The following is an 18,692-nucleotide window of genomic DNA, read 5'->3' as shown; positions in this document are numbered from 1 at the left end:
GGCTGTGCGCCCAGGGCGGGGTTTCGACGAATTTCCCGCCCCCAGTGCACACTCGAAGCCCTAAACGCGCACTCGAAACCGTGGGCGCACACTCAAACGGCGTCATAGCTCCACCCGGACGATGACGCTGTCGGACCAGACTCCGCGATCGCGGGCCCGGCGCAGCTTCTCCCGAAGCCCCAGATCCCGGTGCACGTTGGTCACGCCCGGCACCTTGATCAGCGGGACGATGTTCCATTGCCAGCCGTAGCGCCGGTGCAGGATTCGATTGGCCCGCTCGGCGTCGGCGCCCGACAGCAGGGTGGCGCGCCCGGCCACCGTCGGCGCCCCGTCGCGCACCCGGCCGCGGTGATCGCACGCCCGCAGTTCGACGTCGGGGCGGGCCGTCAGCCGTTTGGTCTTGGGCCCGACCTTGGTCCGGAACACCAATGCGTCGCCGTCCATCGCGAACCAGATCGGAGTGTCGCGGGGTGTGCCGTCGCGCCGGAAGGACCGGAGCAGGGCGTAGCGGGCGTCGGCGAGTGCACTGTGCTGCATGGTCCCAGTCAACGACTTAGAGTTGACTCGAAGTCAAGTGCTGGGATTCCGGGAGGATCGATGGCTGCCGCTGCCGTGCGGGCAACGCTGACGATCGGCGACGTCGCGCGTGAGACCGGGGTGGCCGCGACGACGCTGCGCTACTACGAGCAGATCGGGCTGCTGCCCTCACCCGCGCGGTTGTCGGGCCGGCGCCGCTACGACGACTCGATCCTGCCCCGGCTGGAGGTCATCCGGCTCTGCAAATCCGCCGGGTTCGCGCTGGAAGAAATCCAGCTGCTGTTCGCCGACGATGCGCCGGGTCGCCCCGCCAGCCGCGCGTTGGCGCAGGCGAAACTCGCCGAGATCGACGACCAGATGGCGTCGCTGGCACGGGCACGGGCTGTTATCGAGTGGGGGATGAGCTGCACCTGTCCGTCGATCGATGCCTGTATCTGCGGCATCCACCCGGCCTAGAACTGGTAGCGCAAGATCCGCGCTTTGCGGGCGGAGACCTCGAACATCCCGGAAACCTTGGTGGCGAAGCGAATCCAGCCCGGAAACAGCTCGACCTCGGGAGCGTGTGCGAGGCTGACCTCTTCGACGAGCTTGAGCAACGGGTTCCACGTCTGCGGCACGTGCGGGTCCGCAAACCCGGGAAAACCCCATTGGGCGCCTACGGTGCTGAACATCCGCTGCGGGGCCAGTTTCACCGCCAGCCGGGTGAACCAGCCGATGCGGCCGTAGTCGTTGAAGGCCAGTTCCCCGGACGGGAAATACGTGGTGATGCGCCGAAAGAGGGCGATCAGCACCGGTTCGGATAAGAACGCGAACAGCCCGTCGGCGATCACTATCACCGGCCGATCGCAGGGGATGGTGTTGGGCCAGCTCTGATCGGCCACCGAAGCGGTCACCACGTGGGCTCGCCTGCTGGGCGGCAACAACTGGCGGCGCAGCGCGCTGACACCCGGAAGGTCGACGCTGTACCAGTCGACGGTGGCCGGTGGGCGCACCCGAAACGGGCCCGAGTCCAGCCCGGCGCCCAGATCGACGACGACGGCATCGGGATGCTTGGCGGTGAAGGCCCGCACCCGTTCGTCGAGCATCTTGGCGCGCAGCGCCGTCTGGCACACCACACTCGCCGGGACGCCGAGCCCGGCGAAGTCGTAGTCGATCCTGTCGACGATGTCGGCGGCCAGCGGGTCCGCGAGAATGGGTCGCGGCCATCGGCTGTCCAGCGCTCGGGCGTACTGGGTCAGCAACGCGGTCTCCTCGAGCGGCGTGAGGTCGCTGGCGCCGAGACCGGGTTGGGGCCGCATGCTCCGAACGTACTCGGCGCCCGTCGATCGGGCAGGTCGGTCCACCCGCCAAATCGCGAATTGTGTTCCGTGCCACCCAACGGCGGACGTACGCTCACCGAAGGGATGTGGGCAACGCGCGGAGCCGGTCGCGCCGCCCGGCGACACCTGAAGGAGAACGCCAATGACGAGAACGGTGCGAGGCGCGTGACCGGCGGGAGGCTGGCCACAACGCGTGAATTCGGTCGCGTCGGGGTTCGAAAGATGTTGCAGCGCAGCGGAATTATCGAAGAATCGGTGACGCCGCTACCCGGCGATCCCGTTGCCGTGGCCCAATTGCTGGGCGCGCCGTGGTACGACGAGCGGCTGACCGGGCTGGCCGACGAGCTGGGCCGCGACGCCGGCGACGTGCGCGCCGAGGCGGCCGGCTACCTGCGCGAGATGGCCGCCTCGCTGGACGAACGGGCCGTACAGGGCTGGCGCGGGTTCAGCCGCTGGCTGATGCGGGCCTACGACGTGCTGGTCGACGAGGACCAGATCGCGCAACTGCGCAAACTGGATCGCAAAGCGACGCTGGCTTTTGCCTTTTCGCACCGGTCGTACTTGGACGGCATGCTGCTGCCCGAGGAGATCCAGGACAACCGCCTCTCCCCAGCGTTCACGTTCGGCGGGGCCAATCTCAATTTCTTCCCGATGGGCGCCTTCGCCAAGCGCACCGGGACGATCTTCATCCGGCGCCAGACCAAAGACATTCCCGTCTACCGGTTCGTGTTGCGCGCGTACACCGCTCAATTGGTGCAGAACCACACGAACCTCACCTGGTCGATCGAAGGGGGGCGCACCCGTACCGGCAAGCTGCGGCCCCCGGTGTTCGGGATCCTGCGCTACCTCACCGACGCCGTCGACGAAATCGACGGTCCCGAAGTGTATTTGGTGCCGACCTCGATCGTCTACGACCAGCTGCACGAGGTCGAGGCGATGACCACCGAAGCCTACGGGGCGGTGAAACGGCCCGAAGATCTGCGCTTCCTGGTCGGCTTGGCGCGCCAGCAGGGCAAGCGGCTCGGTCGCGCGTACCTGGACTTCGGCGAACCGCTGCCGTTGCGCAAACGCCTCGAGGAAATGCGCGGCGAGGAAGCCGGGACCGGGACCGAAATCGAACGTATCGCACTCGACGTCGAACACCGGATCAACCGCGCGACGCCGGTCACTCCCACCGCGGTGGTGAGTCTGTCGTTGCTGGGTGCGGACCGGTCGTTGTCGATCAGCGAGGTGCTGGCCACCGTGCGACCGCTGGCCAGCTACATCACGGCGCGACACTGGTCGGTCGCGGGGGCGGCGGATCTGACGAATCGCTCCACCATCCGGTGGACGTTGCACCAGCTCGTCGCCTCCGGTGTGGTCAGCGTGTACGACGCCGGCACCGAAGCGGTCTGGGGTATCGGCGAGGACCAGCACCTAGTCGCGGCGTTCTACCGCAATACCGCGATCCACATCTTGGTCGATCGCGCGATCGCCGAGACGGCGTTGCTGGCCGCCGCTGAAAACGCCGAGAACTCCGCCGATGGAATGGTGTCACCGGTGACGGTGCGCGACGAGGCGCTGAGTCTGCGGGAGTTGCTGAAGTTCGAGTTCCTTTTTTCCGGCCGTGCCCAGTTCGAAAAGGAGCTCGCCGACGAGGTTCGCCTGATCGGGGCGGTGGACACCAGCCACGCCGCGGCCGCCGCCGACGTGCGTGGGCTGCTGGCGTCGGCCGATGTGCTGTTGGCGCACTTGGTGTTGCGGCCGTTCCTCGACGCGTATCACATCGTCGCCGACCGGCTGGCCGCCCTCGAGGACGAGTCCCTCGACGAAAACGCCTTCCTCGCCGAATGTCTGGAGTTGGGCAAGCAGTGGGAGCTGCAGCGCAGAATCGCCAGCGCCGAGTCGAGGTCGATGGAGCTGTTCAAGACCGCGCTGCGGCTGGCCCGCCACCGTGAGCTGGTCGACGGTTCGGATTCCGAGCAACTCGCCAAGCGCCGCCAGGAGTTCGCGGACGAGATCGCGACGGCGACCCGGCGTGTCAACGCGATCGCCGAACTGGCCCGGGCGCAGGTCTGACTCGGGCATACAGTGGTGGCCATGCCACTAGAAGGTGAATACGCACCCAGCCCCTGGGATTGGTCCCGCGAACAAGCCGACAAGTACGCCGAATCCGGCGGCGCCGAGGCAGCGGACATGAAGGGTAAGCCCATCATTCTGCTGACGACCATCGGCGCCAAGACCGGCAAGCTGCGCAAGACGCCGCTGATGCGCGTCGAGCACAACGGGGAGTACGCCGTCGTCGCCTCGCTCGGCGGGGCCCCGAAGAACCCGGTTTGGTACTACAACATCGTCAAGAACCCGCGGGTCGAGCTGCAGGACGGGTCGGTCACTCGTGACTACGACGCTCGCGAGGTGTTCGGGGACGAGAAGGCCGTGTGGTGGGAGCGTGCCGTGGCGGCCTGGCCGGACTACGCCGAATACCAGACGAAGACTGACCGCCAGATTCCGGTGTTCGTGCTGACGCCAGTGAGCTGAGCCGATTAGGCAGGTGGCGGGGGGTGCGTGGCACCATTAACCGGTGTCCGCACAACCGAGCCAGAGCCCGAGCATGTCCCCGCTGACGTCACTGTCAGCGGCCGACATTGACAGCGCTGCTCAGCGAATCGCCGCGGTGGTCACCCCGACCCCGCTGCAATACAGCGACCGGCTGTCGGCGATCACCGGTGCGCAGGTCTACCTCAAGCGCGAAGACCTGCAGATTGTGCGTTCCTACAAGCTGCGCGGCGCCTACAACCTGCTGGTGCAGCTGTCCGAGGAGGAAATCGGCGCCGGCGTGGTGTGCTCTTCGGCCGGCAACCACGCGCAGGGGTTCGCTTATGCCTGCAAGACCCTGGGCGTGCGGGGCCGCGTCTACGTACCGGCCAAGACGCCCAAGCAGAAGCGCGACCGGATCCGCTACCACGGGAACGGCTTTATCGAGCTGATCGTGGGCGGATCCACCTACGACCTGGCCGCCGAGGCCGCTCTCGAGGACGTCAAACGCACCGGGGCGACGCTGGTGCCGCCCTACGACGACCCGCGCACGATGGCCGGCCAGGGCACGATCGCCGTCGAGCTGCTCGACCAGCTGGACAAGCTTGGTTTGGCGGAGCCCGACCTGGTGGTGGTCCCGGTGGGCGGCGGGGGTTGCATCGCGGGTATCACGACCTACCTGTCCGAACGCACGACGAACACCGCGGTGCTTGGTGTCGAACCCGCCGGTGCCGCGGCGATGATGGCAGCGCTGGCCGCCGGCGAGCCGGTGACGCTGGACCATGTCGACCAGTTCGTCGACGGCGCCGCGGTGAAGCGGGCGGGAACGTTGACGCATGCCGCGCTCGCCGCCGCGGGTGACATGGTGTCGATCACGGCGGTCGACGAGGGCGCCGTGTGCACCGCGATGCTAGACCTCTACCAGAACGAGGGCATCATCGCCGAGCCGGCGGGCGCCTTGTCCGTGGCCGGCCTGCTGGAAACCGACGTCGAGCCCGGGTCCACCGTCGTGTGCCTCATCTCGGGCGGCAACAACGACGTGTCGCGCTACGGCGAGGTGCTCGAGCGCTCCCTGGTGCACCTCGGCCTCAAGCACTACTTCCTGGTCGACTTCCCGCAGGAGCCGGGTGCCTTGCGCCGGTTCCTCGACGACGTACTCGGGCCCAACGACGACATCACCCTGTTCGAGTACGTCAAGCGCAACAACCGCGAGACCGGCGAGGCGCTGGTCGGCATCCAGCTGGGTTCCTCGGCCGACCTGGACGACCTGCTGGACCGGATGCGCGAGACCGAGATTCACTTCGAGACGCTGCAGCCGGGCTCGCCGGCCTACCGCTACCTGCTGCTCTAGGCGCGCGAGTAGGACGTCAGATAGCCCGGCGCCGGGGTAGTGGGGTCGAGGTCGTCGGCCGGTATCGGTGCACCGGCCGTCATGCTCAGCGGAACCACGCCGGCCCAGTGCGGTAGCGCGTAATCCTGCGGCTCGTCGACGGGCCCGCCGTCGCGCACCTTGGCCGAGACCTCGACCAACTCGAGGGCGAGCACCGCCGTCGCCGCAAGCTCCCTGGCATTCGGCGCCCGGCAGTCGGCGGCCCGTCCGGGCGCGATGTGGTCCAGCAGTCCAGCCAGTGCGCGCGCCTTCTCCGCCGGGTCGTCGACCAGGCGGGCGTCGCCGACCACCATCACCGAGCGGTAGACCAGCGAATGATGCAGCGCCGAGCGGGCCAGCACCAGCCCGTCGACCAGGGTGACGGTGACGCATACGGGCAGACCCTCGCCGGCGCTGCGCATCGGCCGGCTGCCGGTCGAACCGTGCAGGTAGAGGGTTTCCCCGAGGCGGGCGTGCGTGGTCGGCAACACCACCGGCCGCCCGGCGTTGAGGTAGCCCAGGTGACAGATCAGGGCCTCATCGAGGATGCGATGGACGGTGTCGCGGTCGTATCGGGCGCGTTCCCGGTAGCGGGTGGGCGTCGTGCGAGACGTGCGGAGATAGTCCATCGGGTTGCCTTTGCTATTGTGCTAGTACATAATCTTAACTGTGCCAGTGCAATACAGCATAGCGGGGACGGGAGCGGAGTCCATAGCCGCCAACATCGAACAGGGAATCTCCAGCGGCGCCCTGACGCCCGGCGACTCGTTGCCCCCGGTGCGCGAACTGGCCGCCCGACTCGGTGTGAACCCGAACACGGCCGCCGCCGCCTACCGTCTGCTGCGCGATCGCGGCGCTGTCGAAACGTCGGGCCGGCGCGGCACCCGGGTGCGGCACCGTCCTGCCACGACTCCGCGGTCGCTGGCCGGCCTGGACATCCCGGCCGGCGTGCGCGACTTGTCCACCGGCAACCCGGATCCCGCGTTGTTGCCCATTGCCGCTGTGCCACTTGATAATTCGCGGGAGCACCCGGTACTGTACGGCGAGCCGGCCATGGCACCGGAGCTGGTCGACTCCGCCCGTGCCGCGCTGAGTGCCGACGGCGTTGCGGCCGACCATCTCGCGGTGACCAGCGGGGCGCTGGACGGCATCGAGCGGGCACTCACCGCGCATCTGCGTCCCGGCGACCGGATAGCCGTCGAGGATCCGGGCTGGGCCAACTTGCTGGATCTGATTGGCGCGCTGGGACTTTCGGTTGAGCCGGTACGGGTGGACGACGACGGTCCATTGGTTGCCGACGTCGGGCAGGCGCTGAGCCGCGGGGTGCGTGCGCTGGTCGTCACCACGCGTGCACAGAACCCGACCGGTGCGGCGCTGTCCGCGCAGCGCGCCGGGGAGCTGCGCGCGCTTTTGCGTGGCCGCGACGTTCTGGTGGTCGAGGATGACCATTGCGCCGGCATTTCCGGTGTGCCGCTGCATTCGCTGGCCGGATCGAGCGATCACTGGGCATTCGTGCGGTCGGCGTCGAAGGCGTATGGCCCCGATCTGCGGGTGGCCGTCCTTGCCGGGGATCAGCGCACCGTCGAGCGCGTGCACGGACGACTGCGGCTGGGGCCGGGATGGGTGAGTCATCTACTGCAGGATCTTGCGGTGCGGTTGTGGTCCGACGACGTCGCCGAGCGTCTGATCCACGACGCCGAGCAGCGCTACACCGACAACCGCACCCGGCTGTGTGCCGCGCTGGCCGATCGTGGGATCACCGCGCACGGCCGCTCCGGGCTCAATGTGTGGATACCGGTGCCCGACGAGACGGTCGCCATTACCCGGCTGATGAATTCGGGTTGGGCGGCCGCTCCCGGCTCGCGGTTCCGGATCGGCGCCCCGGCCGGAATCCGGGTCACCATCGCCGATTTGGCAGACGCCGAGATCGATTCGCTGGCGGAGTGCATCGCCGAGTCGATGCGCACCACCGGCCGTTCCAGCGCCTAGACCTGCCGCCTGGTGCCCAGGGTTTCGTGGAACAGCGCGTTGCGCAGGGCGAGTTCGCGCGGATCACTCATCAAGTGGAATCCCAGTCTGTTCATCACGTAGCCGTATCCGATGCCGGTGTCGGGATCGGCGAAGCCAAACGAGCCGCCCGCCCCCGGCGTCCCGAAGGCGTTTTCGGACGAGCCGAAGACGCACATCGGGATGGGTTTGTTGAAGCCGAGCGAGAACGTGGTGTCGACGTGTAACACCTTGTCGCGCAGTCCCTTTGTCGGTGGCAGCGCCGGCTTGTGCAGGGCGTCCAGGGTGGCGGCCGTCAGCCCGAGCTGGGGTGAACCGGTGGCGGCGCTGCCGTACAGCTTGGCGATCGAGCGCGCGGTGCCGGTGCCGTTGACCGCGGGCATCTCGACCACGCGCAGCTCGTCACGATTGAACATTCCGAGGCCTTGGATGCCTTCGGCGACCGTCAGCGACGCAGCCGCGAGTTCGAACGGGTTGAACAACGCCAGCACGAAACGCCGCGGCATCGTGTTCAGATGCAGCAACAGCTGCGGGAACGACCAGGCATCCAGGTGCGCCACGCGGGCGCGGTCCACCGATTCCGGCAGCCCGATATAGAGATCCAGCCCCAACGGGCCGGCGATCTCGTCGGCGAAGAACCGGCCCAGCGTCCGCCCGGCGGGGTCGGTGCGACGGATCAGCTCGCCTTCGTACCAGCCGAGCGTGATGCCGTGGTAGCCGTGTCGCGTGCCGGGCGTCCACGCCGGCACCTGCGCCGCGAGCTTGGCGGACATCTTCGGCAGATCGGCCAATTCCTGCAACGTCAGCGGCGGCTTGACGACCGGCAATCCGGACTGATGCGCCAGCAGCTGGCGAACCGTGACCGACTCTTTGCCGGCCTGGGCGAACTCCGGCCAGTAGTCGGCGACCTTGGTGTCGTAGCAGAGGTGGCCCCGCGAGACCGCCACTGCAACGGCGAGGGAGGCAATGCCTTTGGTGGTCGAGAAGACGTTGACCAGGGTGTCTTCTTGCCACGGCGCCCGGGTGGCGCCGTTGCGATAGCCACCCCACAGGTCGACGACCTTCTGTCCGTCCCGATAGACCGCGACCGCGGCGCCGATCTCCTGACCGCTGCTGAGGTTGCGCCGGAAGGCATCGGCGACCTTGCCGTATCCCTCGTCGACGTCGCCGCCGATCAGATCGGGCGGAATCTGCACCTTTTGCGCCATCTCTGCTCCGTTGCAGTCGTCGGTGCGGTGATGTTAGCGCTAGCCGAGCAGGGTTCGGAAGGTCTTACCCGTGCCGCAGGATCGCGACCGAATGCGCTTGAAGCACGGTTGCGCCATCGCCGGCGGTCGGCTCACCCCACGCCAGGACGACATCGCCCGCGGCCGGTACCGTCACCGGTTGGTCGCCGAGGTTGCACGCGATGCGTAACTGCCCGCGCGACAACGTGATCCAGCGCTGTTCCTCGTCGTAGTCGACGGTGAGGTGCTCCAGCCAGGGATCGCCCAGGTCGGGATCGTTGTGCCGCAAGGCGATCAGATCCCGATAGAACGCGAGCAGCCGTGCGTGTTCGCCGGCATCGACCTCACCCCAGTTCAACTTGGAGCGCTGGAAGGTCTGCGGGTCCTGCGGGTCGGGGATTTCGTCGGCGTCCCAGCCGTGCTCGGCGAATTCGGCCTTGCGGCCCTCGACGGTCGCCTTGGCCAGCTCCGGTTCGGGATGCGAGCTGAAGAACTGAAACGGCGTCGATGCTCCCCACTCCTCGCCCATGAAAAGCATTGCAGTGTAGGGCGATCCGAGAACCAGGGCGGCCTTGATCGCCAACTGGCCACCGGTGAGGTGTGCCGATGGCCGGTCGCCGAGTGCGCGATTGCCGACCTGATCGTGCGTGCAGGTATAGGCGAGTAACCGGCTCGCCGGGATGGCTTTGGTGTCCAGCGGCCGGCCGTGCCGACGCCGGCGGAATGAGGAATAGGTGCCGGCGTGAAAGAAGCCCCCGCGCAGGGTGTCGGCGAGCGTGGCCAGTGAACCGAAGTCCGCGTAGTAGCCCTGGCGTTCGCCCGACACCGCGGTGTGGATGGCGTGGTGGATGTCATCGTCCCACTGCGCGGTGATCCCGTAGCCGTAGTGATCACGCGGGGTGATCAGCCGCGGATCGTTCATGTCGCTTTCGGCGACCAGCGACAGCGGTCGGCCCACTTGTTGTGACAGCCAATCGGTTTCGCTCGCCATCTCTTCGAGGATGTGGACGGCCGTGGTGTCCACCAACGCGTGCACCGCGTCCAGCCGCAGTCCGTCGGCGTGAAAGTCGCGCATCCACCGCAGCGCGCAGCCGATGATGTAGCGGCGTACCTCGTCGGAGTCAGCGTCGGCGATGTTGACGCCCTCGCCCCACGGGTTGCTTCCCGAGGACAGGTACGGGCCGAACCGCGGTAGGTAATTTCCCGACGGGCCGAAGTGGTTGAACACCGCGTCGATCAACACGCCCAAACCTCGTGCGTGGCAGGCGTCGACGAATCGGACCAAACCGTCCGGGCCGCCGTAGGGTTCGTGCACGCTGTACCACAGCACGCCGTCGTATCCCCAGCCGTGGGTTCCGGCGAACGAGTTGACCGGCATCAGCTCGACGAAATCGATCCCGAGATCGACCAGGTAGTCCAGCTTTTCGATCGCGGCGTCGAAGGTACCCGCCACGGTGAAGGTGCCGATGTGCAGCTCGTAGATCACCGCACCTTCGACCGACCGGCCCGCCCAGTCGCCGTCCGTCCACGGGTGGCTCGGCTCCCACAGTTGTGAACGCTCGTGCACGCCGTCGGGTTGGCGCGGTGATCGCGGGTCGGGCAGCACCTTGGGGTCGTCGTCGAGCAGGAAGCCGTAGCGGGCATCCGGCGGTGCGTCGACAGTCGCGTGCCACCAGCCGTCTTGCGTGCGCGTCATCGCGTGCACCGCGCCGTCGACGTCGAGGCGTACCTGTGCGGGCTTGGGGGCCCAGACCCGGAAATCAGCCATGGTGGCGCTCCAATAAGACGACGGGCAGGTCTGCGAACAGCTGGGCGGCCGACGTCGGACCGTCGGCGACGGCGCCGGTGAGTGTGTCTTTCCAGGTGCCGGCGGGCAATGCCAGAACGGTATTGCCCCAACCCGTTTCGGTCAGGCGCACCGTCCAGCGAGTCACCGCGACCACGATGTCGTCGCCCCGGGTGAAGGCCAGCACGTGCTCACTGGCATCACCGTCGGCGAGCACCGGAAAGTAACCGCCGTGCCGAAAGGTCTCCGGATGAGAACGGCGCACCCGCAGTGCGGTGGTGACCACGCGCAGCTTGGGGTGCTGCAACTCGCCGAGAGCGGCTCTGCGCGCGGCATAGTCGACAGGCCGGCGGTTGTCGGGATCGACCAGACTGTCGTCCCAGAGCTCGGTGCCCTGGTAGATGTCGGGGATGCCGGGCACCGTCAGCGCGAGTAGCTTCTGGCCCAGCGCATCACTGGCGGCGTGTGGATTGAGTTGGGCGACAAGCTCGGTCAGTTGGCCCGCTACCGGTCCGTCCAGCACGGCGTCTAGCCATCCGTGCACAGCATCCTCGAACTCGGAGTCCGGTTCGTTCCACGAGGTGTGCAGCGCCGCTTCCCGGATGGCCTTCTCGGCGTATCCGTGCAACCGGTCGCGCAGCTGCGCGGTGACTTCGCCGCGAAGTGGCCACACGCCGAAGATGTTCTGCCACAGGAACTGTCCGGTCGCGGCATCGGGGGAGGGGGTCTCGGTTTCCCAACGGGCGACGAACTCCGCCCACAGCGAAGGCACCTGGGACAGCACGCCGATGCGGGCCCGCACATCCTCGCCGCGTTTGGTGTCGTGGGTGGTCAACGTGGTCATCGCCTGCGGCCACAGCCGGGCGCGGCTGGCCGCACTCTGGTGGAATTCCGCGGCGCCGACGCCAAACCGATGTGGTTCGCCGCCCACCTCGTTGAGCGAGACCAGCCGGGCGTCGCGATAGAACAAGCAGTCTTCGACGGCCTTGGCGGTGACCGCGCCGCAGAGTTGCTGCAGGCGCGCGGCGGGCTCGCCACCGTGTGCCAGCGCCGCGGTGAGCACTTGCAGTGCCGGTCCCAGTTCCGGTTGCGCGGCTTGGGTTTCGGCGAGGGCGGTCGGCAGGACGGCGCTCAGGCCCCGGTAGTCGCTCCGGTAGAGCTCGATGTGGGTGAGCAGTGCGGCCACCGCCTCCGGCAGCTGCGGGTGATCCGTCCCGGCGGTCGCCGCGATGGCCCGCCGCAGCCTGCCCAGCTCACTGCCGAGCGTCTCGGTGGCCACCTCAACTTTGAGGTCGGCCAGCAGCTGTGGGATACCGTCATAGTCCACGCCGGCGGACTCGACGAGCTCGGTCAGCGCGGGGGCTCCGGCCGGGTCGACGAAAACCCCACCGACTTCCCGTAATACGTCGTAGCCGGTGGTGCCCTGGATCGGCAACGTCGGTTCCAGCGCCTCGTCGACGGCCAGGATCTTCTCGATCACGATCCACGCCGTAGGTCCGAGTAGCTCGCGCAGCCACGCCAAATACCCGGTGGGATCGGTCAATCCGTCGGGATGGTCGATGCGCACCCCGTCGACAAGTTCTTCGCGAACCCAGCGGGCGATCTCCGCGTGGTTGGCGTCGAACACCGCGCGATCTTCCTGGCGCAGCCCGGCCAGCGAGGTGATCGAGAAAAAACGCCGATAGCCGACGATGCCGTTACGCCAGCCCACCAACCGGTAGTGCTGGCGCTCGTGTACCTCGGGGCCGGTGCCCTCGCCGGTGCCCGGGGCGATCGGCAGTGCCAGGTCGCCCAACCGCAGCAGGTCTCCGTCGACGGTCAGATCCGCGGCGTCGTCGTCGGAACCCAACACCGGCAGCACGATGCGGCCGTGCGGATCGAGATCCCAGTCGATATCGAAAAACGTTGCGTAGTCCGACGATCGGCCGTGCCGCAACACATCCCACCACCACGGATTCTGTTGGGGCTGGTCGACGCCGACGTGGTTGGGCACGATGTCGACGATCAGCCCCATGCCGCGCGCCCGCGCCGCGGCCGACAGACGTGCCAGTCCTTCGGCGCCGCCCAGCTCCGGCGACACCGTCGTCGGGTCGGTGACGTCGTATCCGTGACCCGAGCCGCTGACCGCTGTCAGGATCGGGGACAGATACAGATGCGACACCCCGAGCTCGTCGAGGTAGTCCAGCAGGTTTTCGGCGTCGGCGAAAGTGAAGGCGCTGCCACTGGAGGCTCCGCGCAACTGCAACCGGTAGGTAGCGCGCACCGGAAATGGCATGTGTTAGGCGGTCTTTCGCAGGATCAGCACCGAGCGCCCAGGCACCGTGATCTTTTCTTCGGCAGCAACAACCAGATCGGCCTTGCCGGCGGGGTGATTGGTATCCAGCTCCACGGTCCATTCCTGTGCGTAGTCGTCGTGCGGCGTGACGAATTCCACGTCGCGGCTGTGGGCGTTGAAACACAACAGGAATGAATCGTCCACAACTCGTTCCCCCCGGGCATTGGGCGCGGTGATCGCCTCACCGTTGAGGAATACCCCGACACACTTGTCCAAACCCTGGTTCCAGTCGTCGTGCGTCATTTCCCGGCCACTTGCCGTCAGCCAGGCGATATCGCGGACTTCGTCCCCGCTGCGGATCGGCTCGCCGTCGAAGAAGCGGCGCCGACGGAACACCGGGTGCTTCCTGCGCAGCTTGGTCACCTTGCGGGTAAAGGCCAGCAGGTCGGCATTCTTGTCCACCAAAGACCAGTCCATCCAAGCCAATTCGGAATCCTGGCAGTACACGTTGTTGTTGCCGAGCTGGGTACGTCCAAGCTCGTCGCCGTGCGCGATCATCGGCGTGCCCTGGCTGACCATCAGGGTGGCCCAGAAGTTGCGCATCTGCCGGCAGCGCAGCTCGGTGATCTCGGGGTCGTCGGTGGGACCCTCGACCCCGCAGTTCCAGGACCGGTTGTGGCTTTCCCCGTCACGGTTGTCCTCGCCGTTGGCCTCGTTGTGTTTCTCGTTGTAGGAGACCAGGTCGTTGAGGGTGAACCCGTCGTGCGCGGTGACGAAGTTGATGCTGGCGCTGGGGCGCCGGCTGCTTGACTCATACAGGTCCGACGACCCGGTCAGCCGGGAAGCGAACTCGCCCAGAGTTGCGGGCTCGCCCCGCCAGTAGTCGCGCACAGTATCGCGATACTTCCCGTTCCACTCGGTCCACAAACCCGGGAAGTTGCCGACCTGATAACCGCCTTCGCCGACATCCCAGGGTTCGGCGATCAATTTGACCTGGCTGACGATCGGATCCTGTTGCACCAGATCGAAGAACGCGCTCAATCGGTCCACGTCGTGCAGCTCGCGGGCCAGGGTGGCGGCCAGGTCGAAGCGGAACCCGTCGACGTGCATCTCGATCACCCAATAGCGCAGCGAGTCCATGATCAGCTGCAGGACGTGCGGGTGGCGCGGGTTGAGGCTGTTGCCGGTGCCGGTGTAGTCCTTGTACAGCCGTAGATCCTCGTCGACGAGCCGGTAGTAGGCGCTGTTGTCGATGCCGCGGAAATTGATCGTCGGCCCCAGGTGATTGCCTTCGGCGGTGTGGTTGTAGACCACGTCGAGGATGACCTCGATGCCGGCTTCGTGCAGGCTGCGCACCATCATCTTGAATTCGGCGACCGCGCCGCCCGCCTGCCGATTCGATGCGTACTGGTAGTGCGGGGCGAAGAACCCGAATGTGTTGTAGCCCCAGTAGTTTCGCAACCCGAGGTCGAGTAGCCGCTCGTCGTGCATGAACTGGTGTACCGGCATGAGCTCCAGCGCGGTGACGTTGAGCGACTTCAGGTGATCGATGATCGCGGGATGGGCCAGCGCGGCATAGGTGCCGCGCAGTCCCTCGGGTATGCCGGGATGGGTTTTGGTCAGGCCCTTGACGTGGGCCTCGTAGATGACCGTCTCGTGGTACGGGGTCAGCGGTGCGCGATCGAAGGCCCAGTCGAAGAACGGGTTGATCACCACGCTGGTCATGGTGTGGCCCAGGGAGTCGATCATCGGGGGAGTGCCGGTGGCCGCGGTGTCGCCGTTCGGGTCGACGGCCGCCAAGTCATAGGAGAACAGCGCCTGTCCCCAGCTGAAATCCCCGTCGAACGACTTCCCGTAGGGGTCGAGCAGCAGCTTGCTCGGATCGCACCGATGGCCGGCCGCCGGATCGAACGGTCCGTGCACCCGAAATCCGTAGCGCTGACCGGGGGTGATGTTCGGAAGATAGGCGTGCCAGACGTATCCGTCGACCTCGTCGAGCGGGATCCGCGATTCGTTGCCGCGGTCGTCGATCAGGCACAAGTCGACCTGTTCGGCGATCTCGGAAAACAGCGAAAAGTTAGTGCCCGCGCCGTCATAGGTGGCCCCGAGGGGATAGGCGCCTCCGGGCCAGACGGTGGGGAGCGTGGGTATGGCCTCGTCCGGCGTGGCAGCACCCGATGCTGCGGCCGGTCGGGAAGCCGGGTTGGTTGACGGCACCACTTGACCTTATCCGCGGCGGACGGTCCTGTCCGGGCTACCACCAGCCTGTGGCAGCCGCGATCTGCAGGCCCAGCGCATGGGCCAGGGTTCGCATATAGGTGGGGGTCAGGTGATGAGCGCCGTGGTAGATCAGCACGTTTCCTTCGACCGGGCGGCAAACATCGGTGCGGCAGATGGCATCTGACATGTCGAGCACCTTGAGCAGCGGGAATTGCTCGACGAAGTCCAGGGTTTGGTTGCGGTCGGACAGCACGTCGGAGCGTTTGATCGCGCACGACGTCGCGTTGCCGCCCTTCTTGGCCAGGCAGTCGGCGGGATCGAACGGCTGGCCATTCTTGACCAGCCACGGGGTGTCGCGCATGCCGAGAATCGGAATGTTGTTGTCGGACAACGTCTGCCAGATCCCGATGTAAGTCGCGGGCATTACGTCGCCGCTCTTGATGTTCCACGGCCGGGTGGTGGTGGTGAAGACGTAGTCAGGGCGATCGGAGACCAGCTTGTCCATCGTCGCCTGCACCCACTCCCGACACTGCGGGTAGGGCGCGTTGTTACCCATGATCAGTGGGACCTGTTCGGTGGACAGCGGGCAGCCCATCTTGAGATATGTCACAACTTTGAAGTGATGGGCGTGTCCGAGCACATCCAGTGCCGGCAGCCAGTGCTCGGCGTGCGACCCGCCGGCCAGCGCGATGGTCCGGGTCGCGGCGAGGTCGCCGTAGACGCAGTTGACCACCGCCGGGTTGACGAAGTCACTGATGCAGCCGTCCCGGGTGGAGGCCGGCAGGTCGTTTTTGACCTCGAGAACGCTGGGCCGCATCGGCAGCGTCGGGACTCGCACGTGTTCGGTCAGGGCGCGCGCGCCGGGATAGTCCTGCGGGTTGAGTACGGACAGTTCCTTGCCCGCGGCCCGCAAGACGGTGACGTGCTGGCGCCAGGTGAACGACGTCGCGGTCAGCGTGACGCCCAGCAGCACCACCGCCGCACCCAGCGCCATCGTCGGCCGGCGCCACCGCGACCACAACGGCACTGCCGGCGCGGCGACCGAGTTCTGCGGCGCGCGGTAGCGCAGCGGGTCCTCGACGAGCTGGGTGGTCAGGTACGCGAGCACACCGGAGATCAGCAGCACGGCCGCGCCTTCGACGAAGTCGGCGTGTTTGTGTCCGGTGTAGGACAGCCAGAAGATGAGCAGCGGCCAGTGCCAGAGGTACAGCGAGTACGCGATGGCGCCCAGCTCGACCAGGGGTCGGCTGGCCAGCAGCCGATTCGGCAGCGGCATGCGCCCGCTGGTGTCCGCATCGCCGGGCAGGTTGGCCCCGGCCAGGATCATCAGCATCGTGGCCCCGACGGGTACCAGGGCCCACGGGCCCGGAAACTCGTCGACGCCGTCGATCAGGGCCCCGCAGGACACGACGGCGGCCAACGCGACGGTGGCGGCGACGGTCCGCAGCCACATCGGCCATCGGACGCGGGCCACGACGGCGCCGACGAGCGCACCCAGCAGCAACTCCCAGCCGCGGGCAAAGCTGTCGTAATAGGCGACCGACTGGTCGTCGAGGTGAGCGAAGACCGCGTAGCTGAACGAGGCGATCGTCAGGGCGCTCAGCAGCACCACGAACAGCGTGCGCAGGTGGGCCTTGAGCGGGCGGCCGAACAGGAACGCGCAGCCCGCGACCAGCAGCAGGAAGGCGACGTAGAACTGGCCTTGCACCGACATCGACCAGATGTGCTGCAGCGGGCTGACGGCTTCGCCCGCCCGCAGGTAGTCCGACTCGGTGTTCGCCAGCTCCCAGTTCTGGTAGTAGCCGAGGCTGGCCAGGCTCTGGTCGGCGAAGGTCTCCCAGCGGGTCTGCGGCTGCACCAGGATGGTGAGCACCGCACACGCGGCCAGCACCACGACCAGCGCGGGCACCAGACGTCGGATCAGCCGGGTGATCTCGGCGACTGGCGACAGCGAGACGGCCGGGTTGAGCGCGGCCCGCAGGATCTTGCCGCCGAAGAAGAACCCGGACAGCGCCAGGAACACGTCCACGCCGCCGGAGACCCGGCCAAACCAGATGTGGAACACGGCGACCAGCGCGATCGCGATGCCGCGCAAGCCGTCGAGATCGTAGCGGTAGAACCCCGCAGACACGGTTCGGCGCGCCTCTGACCTGCCCGGATTCGCCGTGGCGGCAGGGGTCTGACGCGGTGTGGTCTGCATGATCACCAGTAATTTACCCAAAAACGCCACCTGCCCCGCAGTGCTCGCCTGGCGGCGAGACTGCTCAGCGGAGCAGGTGGCGTTGGTGAAGGGTCGCGGCGATTACCGCGCAGGCGCCGGCTGCAGCAGCGTCTGCAGGTTCGGCAGTTGCGGCAGCGCCGGCTGGGCGGGCGCCGGCTGTGGCGCGGGCACCTGCTGAGCAGGCAGTTGCTGCAGCGGTGCCTGCTGTAGCGGGGCCTGCTGGGTGGGCAGTTGCTGCAGCGGTGCCTGCTGCAGCGGTGCCTGCTGGGCGGGCAGCTGCTGCAACGGTGCCTGCTGGGTCGGCGGCTGCTGCAGCGGGGCCTGACCCGGCACTTGCTGGCCGGGGACCTGCTGCGCCGGGGCCGGCTGCGCGGGCAGTTGCTGCAGCGGGACGCCGATAACGCGGACCAGATAGGGCGTCATACCGGCCGAACGCACCGGCGAGACCTGCACGACATCGCCGACCTCGAGCATCTGGTTGTTGCCGAGATACATCGCGACGCTTTGCGTGCCTTCCGGGCCGTAGAAGATCATGTCGCCCTTCTGGGCCTGCTGCGGCAGGACCTTCTGGCCGGCCCGGTAGATCGCGCCCGACGACCGGGGCAACCTGATGCCGGCGCCGGCGTAGGCGTACTGCATCAGACCGGAGGCGTCGAAGCCGACGGTGTTGATGCCGGTGCCGGTGCCGCGGGAAGGGCCGTTGATACCGCCACCGGCCCACGAGAAGGGCACACCGCGCTGCGACAGACCGCGCATCACGACGACGTCGGTGGCCTGCTGGTAGTCCATCGACCGGGCGCCGGGGTCGGCGGCCGCGATCTCCGGGGCGGCCGCCATCGGGGCCGCCAACATGGCGAGACCGATGGCAAACGAGTAGATGCGCTTCATTGGAGTTCCAGCCTTCCTGAACTCTGTCGGGTTAAGGCCGCGGCGCTGTGGGCGCCCCGGCCACCGTGCGATGACTCGCGACGACCCCCGGGGTGGGGATCGGCCGCCGCCTCTTTGCAGGGACGTGAATCAGTCGGTTGGGCCCGTTGAGTCACACCAGTCACTACAGAAACTTTTACAACAGAAATCGCGCCCGGAACATGGCTGGTGAGGTCCACGAAAGATTTGCTGCCCGACCGTGACCGGATGGTGACTGCCGATCCCAAATCTTTATCGGCAGTTGTGATTTCGGTCTCAGGCCGGTGCTCGGCCGCAACGTCCTACCAGCGG

Annotated in this window: 14 protein-coding genes; 5 read left to right on the top strand and 9 right to left on the bottom strand. The window is 67.2% G+C overall.

All coding sequences use genetic code 11. The annotated features are described in order from the left end of the window. Positions 1-102 precede the first annotated feature (102 nt). On the bottom strand, positions 103-537 hold the full coding sequence (locus ACAG21_RS21895; protein ID WP_370498363.1) for a PPOX class F420-dependent oxidoreductase: 435 nt from the start codon (positions 535-537) through the stop codon (positions 103-105). Between the two features lie 60 nt (positions 538-597). Between ACAG21_RS21895 and ACAG21_RS21890 the strand changes: the two genes are divergently transcribed. After that, a complete protein-coding gene (locus ACAG21_RS21890; RefSeq protein ID WP_370498362.1) occupies positions 598-993 on the top strand; it encodes a MerR family transcriptional regulator in 396 nt (131 codons plus the stop codon). Here the strand turns inward: ACAG21_RS21890 and ACAG21_RS21885 are convergent. Next, entirely contained in the window at positions 990-1,835 is an 846-nt protein-coding gene (locus tag ACAG21_RS21885) for a class I SAM-dependent methyltransferase (RefSeq protein WP_370498361.1), read from the bottom strand. The genes ACAG21_RS21890 and ACAG21_RS21885 overlap by 4 nt on opposite strands. Positions 1,836-2,036: 201 nt before the next feature. On the opposite strand from ACAG21_RS21885, the gene ACAG21_RS21880 reads away from it, so the two are divergent. The 3 genes from ACAG21_RS21880 to ilvA are packed head-to-tail and all read left to right on the top strand — an operon-like array spanning position 2,037 to position 5,721. After that, positions 2,037-3,914 (top strand): lysophospholipid acyltransferase, encoded by a 1,878-nt coding sequence (locus ACAG21_RS21880; protein ID WP_370498404.1) that lies wholly within the window; start codon positions 2,037-2,039, stop codon positions 3,912-3,914. A 21-nt stretch (positions 3,915-3,935) separates the two neighbouring features. Next, positions 3,936-4,373 (top strand): nitroreductase family deazaflavin-dependent oxidoreductase, encoded by a 438-nt coding sequence (locus ACAG21_RS21875; RefSeq protein ID WP_370498360.1) that lies wholly within the window; start codon positions 3,936-3,938, stop codon positions 4,371-4,373. A gap of 43 nt (positions 4,374-4,416) precedes the next feature. Then, a complete protein-coding gene (ilvA, locus tag ACAG21_RS21870; RefSeq protein ID WP_370498359.1) occupies positions 4,417-5,721 on the top strand; it encodes a threonine ammonia-lyase in 1,305 nt (434 codons plus the stop codon). Here ilvA and ACAG21_RS21865 read toward each other — a convergent pair. Next, positions 5,718-6,368 carry a pyridoxamine 5'-phosphate oxidase family protein gene (locus ACAG21_RS21865; protein ID WP_370498358.1) on the bottom strand — a complete coding sequence of 217 codons (651 nt, stop codon included), beginning with the start codon at positions 6,366-6,368 and terminating at the stop codon, positions 5,718-5,720. The two genes, ilvA and ACAG21_RS21865, sit on opposite strands and share 4 nt — an antisense overlap. A 40-nt stretch (positions 6,369-6,408) precedes the next feature. Here ACAG21_RS21865 and ACAG21_RS21860 point away from each other — a divergent pair, with 40 nt between their 5' ends. After that, positions 6,409-7,728 (top strand): aminotransferase class I/II-fold pyridoxal phosphate-dependent enzyme, encoded by a 1,320-nt coding sequence (locus tag ACAG21_RS21860; RefSeq protein WP_370498357.1) that lies wholly within the window; start codon positions 6,409-6,411, stop codon positions 7,726-7,728. Here ACAG21_RS21860 and ACAG21_RS21855 read toward each other — a convergent pair. The 6 genes from ACAG21_RS21855 to ripD all read right to left on the bottom strand — a co-directional run bounded on the left by ACAG21_RS21855 (position 7,725) and on the right by ripD (position 18,362). Continuing rightward, positions 7,725-8,954 (bottom strand): serine hydrolase domain-containing protein, encoded by a 1,230-nt coding sequence (locus ACAG21_RS21855; protein ID WP_370498356.1) that lies wholly within the window; start codon positions 8,952-8,954, stop codon positions 7,725-7,727. The two genes, ACAG21_RS21860 and ACAG21_RS21855, sit on opposite strands and share 4 nt — an antisense overlap. 64 nt (positions 8,955-9,018) lie before the next feature. Beyond that, positions 9,019-10,740 carry a malto-oligosyltrehalose trehalohydrolase gene (treZ, locus tag ACAG21_RS21850; RefSeq protein WP_370498354.1) on the bottom strand — a complete coding sequence of 574 codons (1,722 nt, stop codon included), beginning with the start codon at positions 10,738-10,740 and terminating at the stop codon, positions 9,019-9,021. Then, positions 10,733-13,033, bottom strand: coding sequence for a malto-oligosyltrehalose synthase (gene treY / locus ACAG21_RS21845; RefSeq protein ID WP_370498353.1), 2,301 nt, complete (start codon positions 13,031-13,033; stop codon positions 10,733-10,735). The genes treZ and treY overlap by 8 nt, the downstream gene beginning before the upstream one ends. Before the next feature lie 3 nt (positions 13,034-13,036). After that, complete coding sequence (glgX, locus tag ACAG21_RS21840) at positions 13,037-15,184, bottom strand: glycogen debranching protein GlgX (RefSeq protein WP_370498402.1); 2,148 nt, start codon at positions 15,182-15,184, stop codon at positions 13,037-13,039. 103 nt (positions 15,185-15,287) lie between these two features. Then, complete coding sequence (locus ACAG21_RS21835) at positions 15,288-17,453, bottom strand: acyltransferase family protein (protein ID WP_370498400.1); 2,166 nt, start codon at positions 17,451-17,453, stop codon at positions 15,288-15,290. Positions 17,454-17,555: 102 nt separating this feature from the next. Continuing rightward, on the bottom strand, positions 17,556-18,362 hold the full coding sequence (gene ripD, locus ACAG21_RS21830) for an NlpC/P60 family peptidoglycan-binding protein RipD (protein ID WP_370498352.1): 807 nt from the start codon (positions 18,360-18,362) through the stop codon (positions 17,556-17,558). Positions 18,363-18,692: the final 330 nt, after the last annotated feature.

Source organism: Mycobacterium sp. pR1184 (assembly GCF_041287235.1).
Lineage (GTDB): Bacteria > Actinomycetota > Actinomycetes > Mycobacteriales > Mycobacteriaceae > Mycobacterium.
The sequence above is the reverse complement of the archived record's forward strand: the minus strand, read 5'-3'. Positions and strand labels throughout refer to the sequence as shown.

Excerpts from the sequence above, each read along its gene's own strand:
- ACAG21_RS21885 (WP_370498361.1), bottom strand. The coding sequence starts at position 1,835 with ATGCGGCCCCAACCCGGTCTCGGCGCCAGCGACCTCACGCCGCTCGAG.
- ACAG21_RS21835 (WP_370498400.1), bottom strand. The coding sequence starts at position 17,453 with ATGCAGACCACACCGCGTCAGACCCCTGCCGCCACGGCGAATCCGGGC.
- ACAG21_RS21875 (WP_370498360.1), top strand. The coding sequence starts at position 3,936 with ATGCCACTAGAAGGTGAATACGCACCCAGCCCCTGGGATTGGTCCCGC.
- ACAG21_RS21865 (WP_370498358.1), bottom strand. The coding sequence starts at position 6,368 with ATGGACTATCTCCGCACGTCTCGCACGACGCCCACCCGCTACCGGGAA.
- treZ (WP_370498354.1), bottom strand. The coding sequence starts at position 10,740 with ATGGCTGATTTCCGGGTCTGGGCCCCCAAGCCCGCACAGGTACGCCTC.
- ACAG21_RS21890 (WP_370498362.1), top strand. The coding sequence starts at position 598 with ATGGCTGCCGCTGCCGTGCGGGCAACGCTGACGATCGGCGACGTCGCG.
- treY (WP_370498353.1), bottom strand. The coding sequence starts at position 13,033 with ATGCCATTTCCGGTGCGCGCTACCTACCGGTTGCAGTTGCGCGGAGCC.
- ACAG21_RS21855 (WP_370498356.1), bottom strand. The coding sequence starts at position 8,954 with ATGGCGCAAAAGGTGCAGATTCCGCCCGATCTGATCGGCGGCGACGTC.
- ACAG21_RS21895 (WP_370498363.1), bottom strand. The coding sequence starts at position 537 with ATGCAGCACAGTGCACTCGCCGACGCCCGCTACGCCCTGCTCCGGTCC.
- ripD (WP_370498352.1), bottom strand. The coding sequence starts at position 18,362 with ATGAAGCGCATCTACTCGTTTGCCATCGGTCTCGCCATGTTGGCGGCC.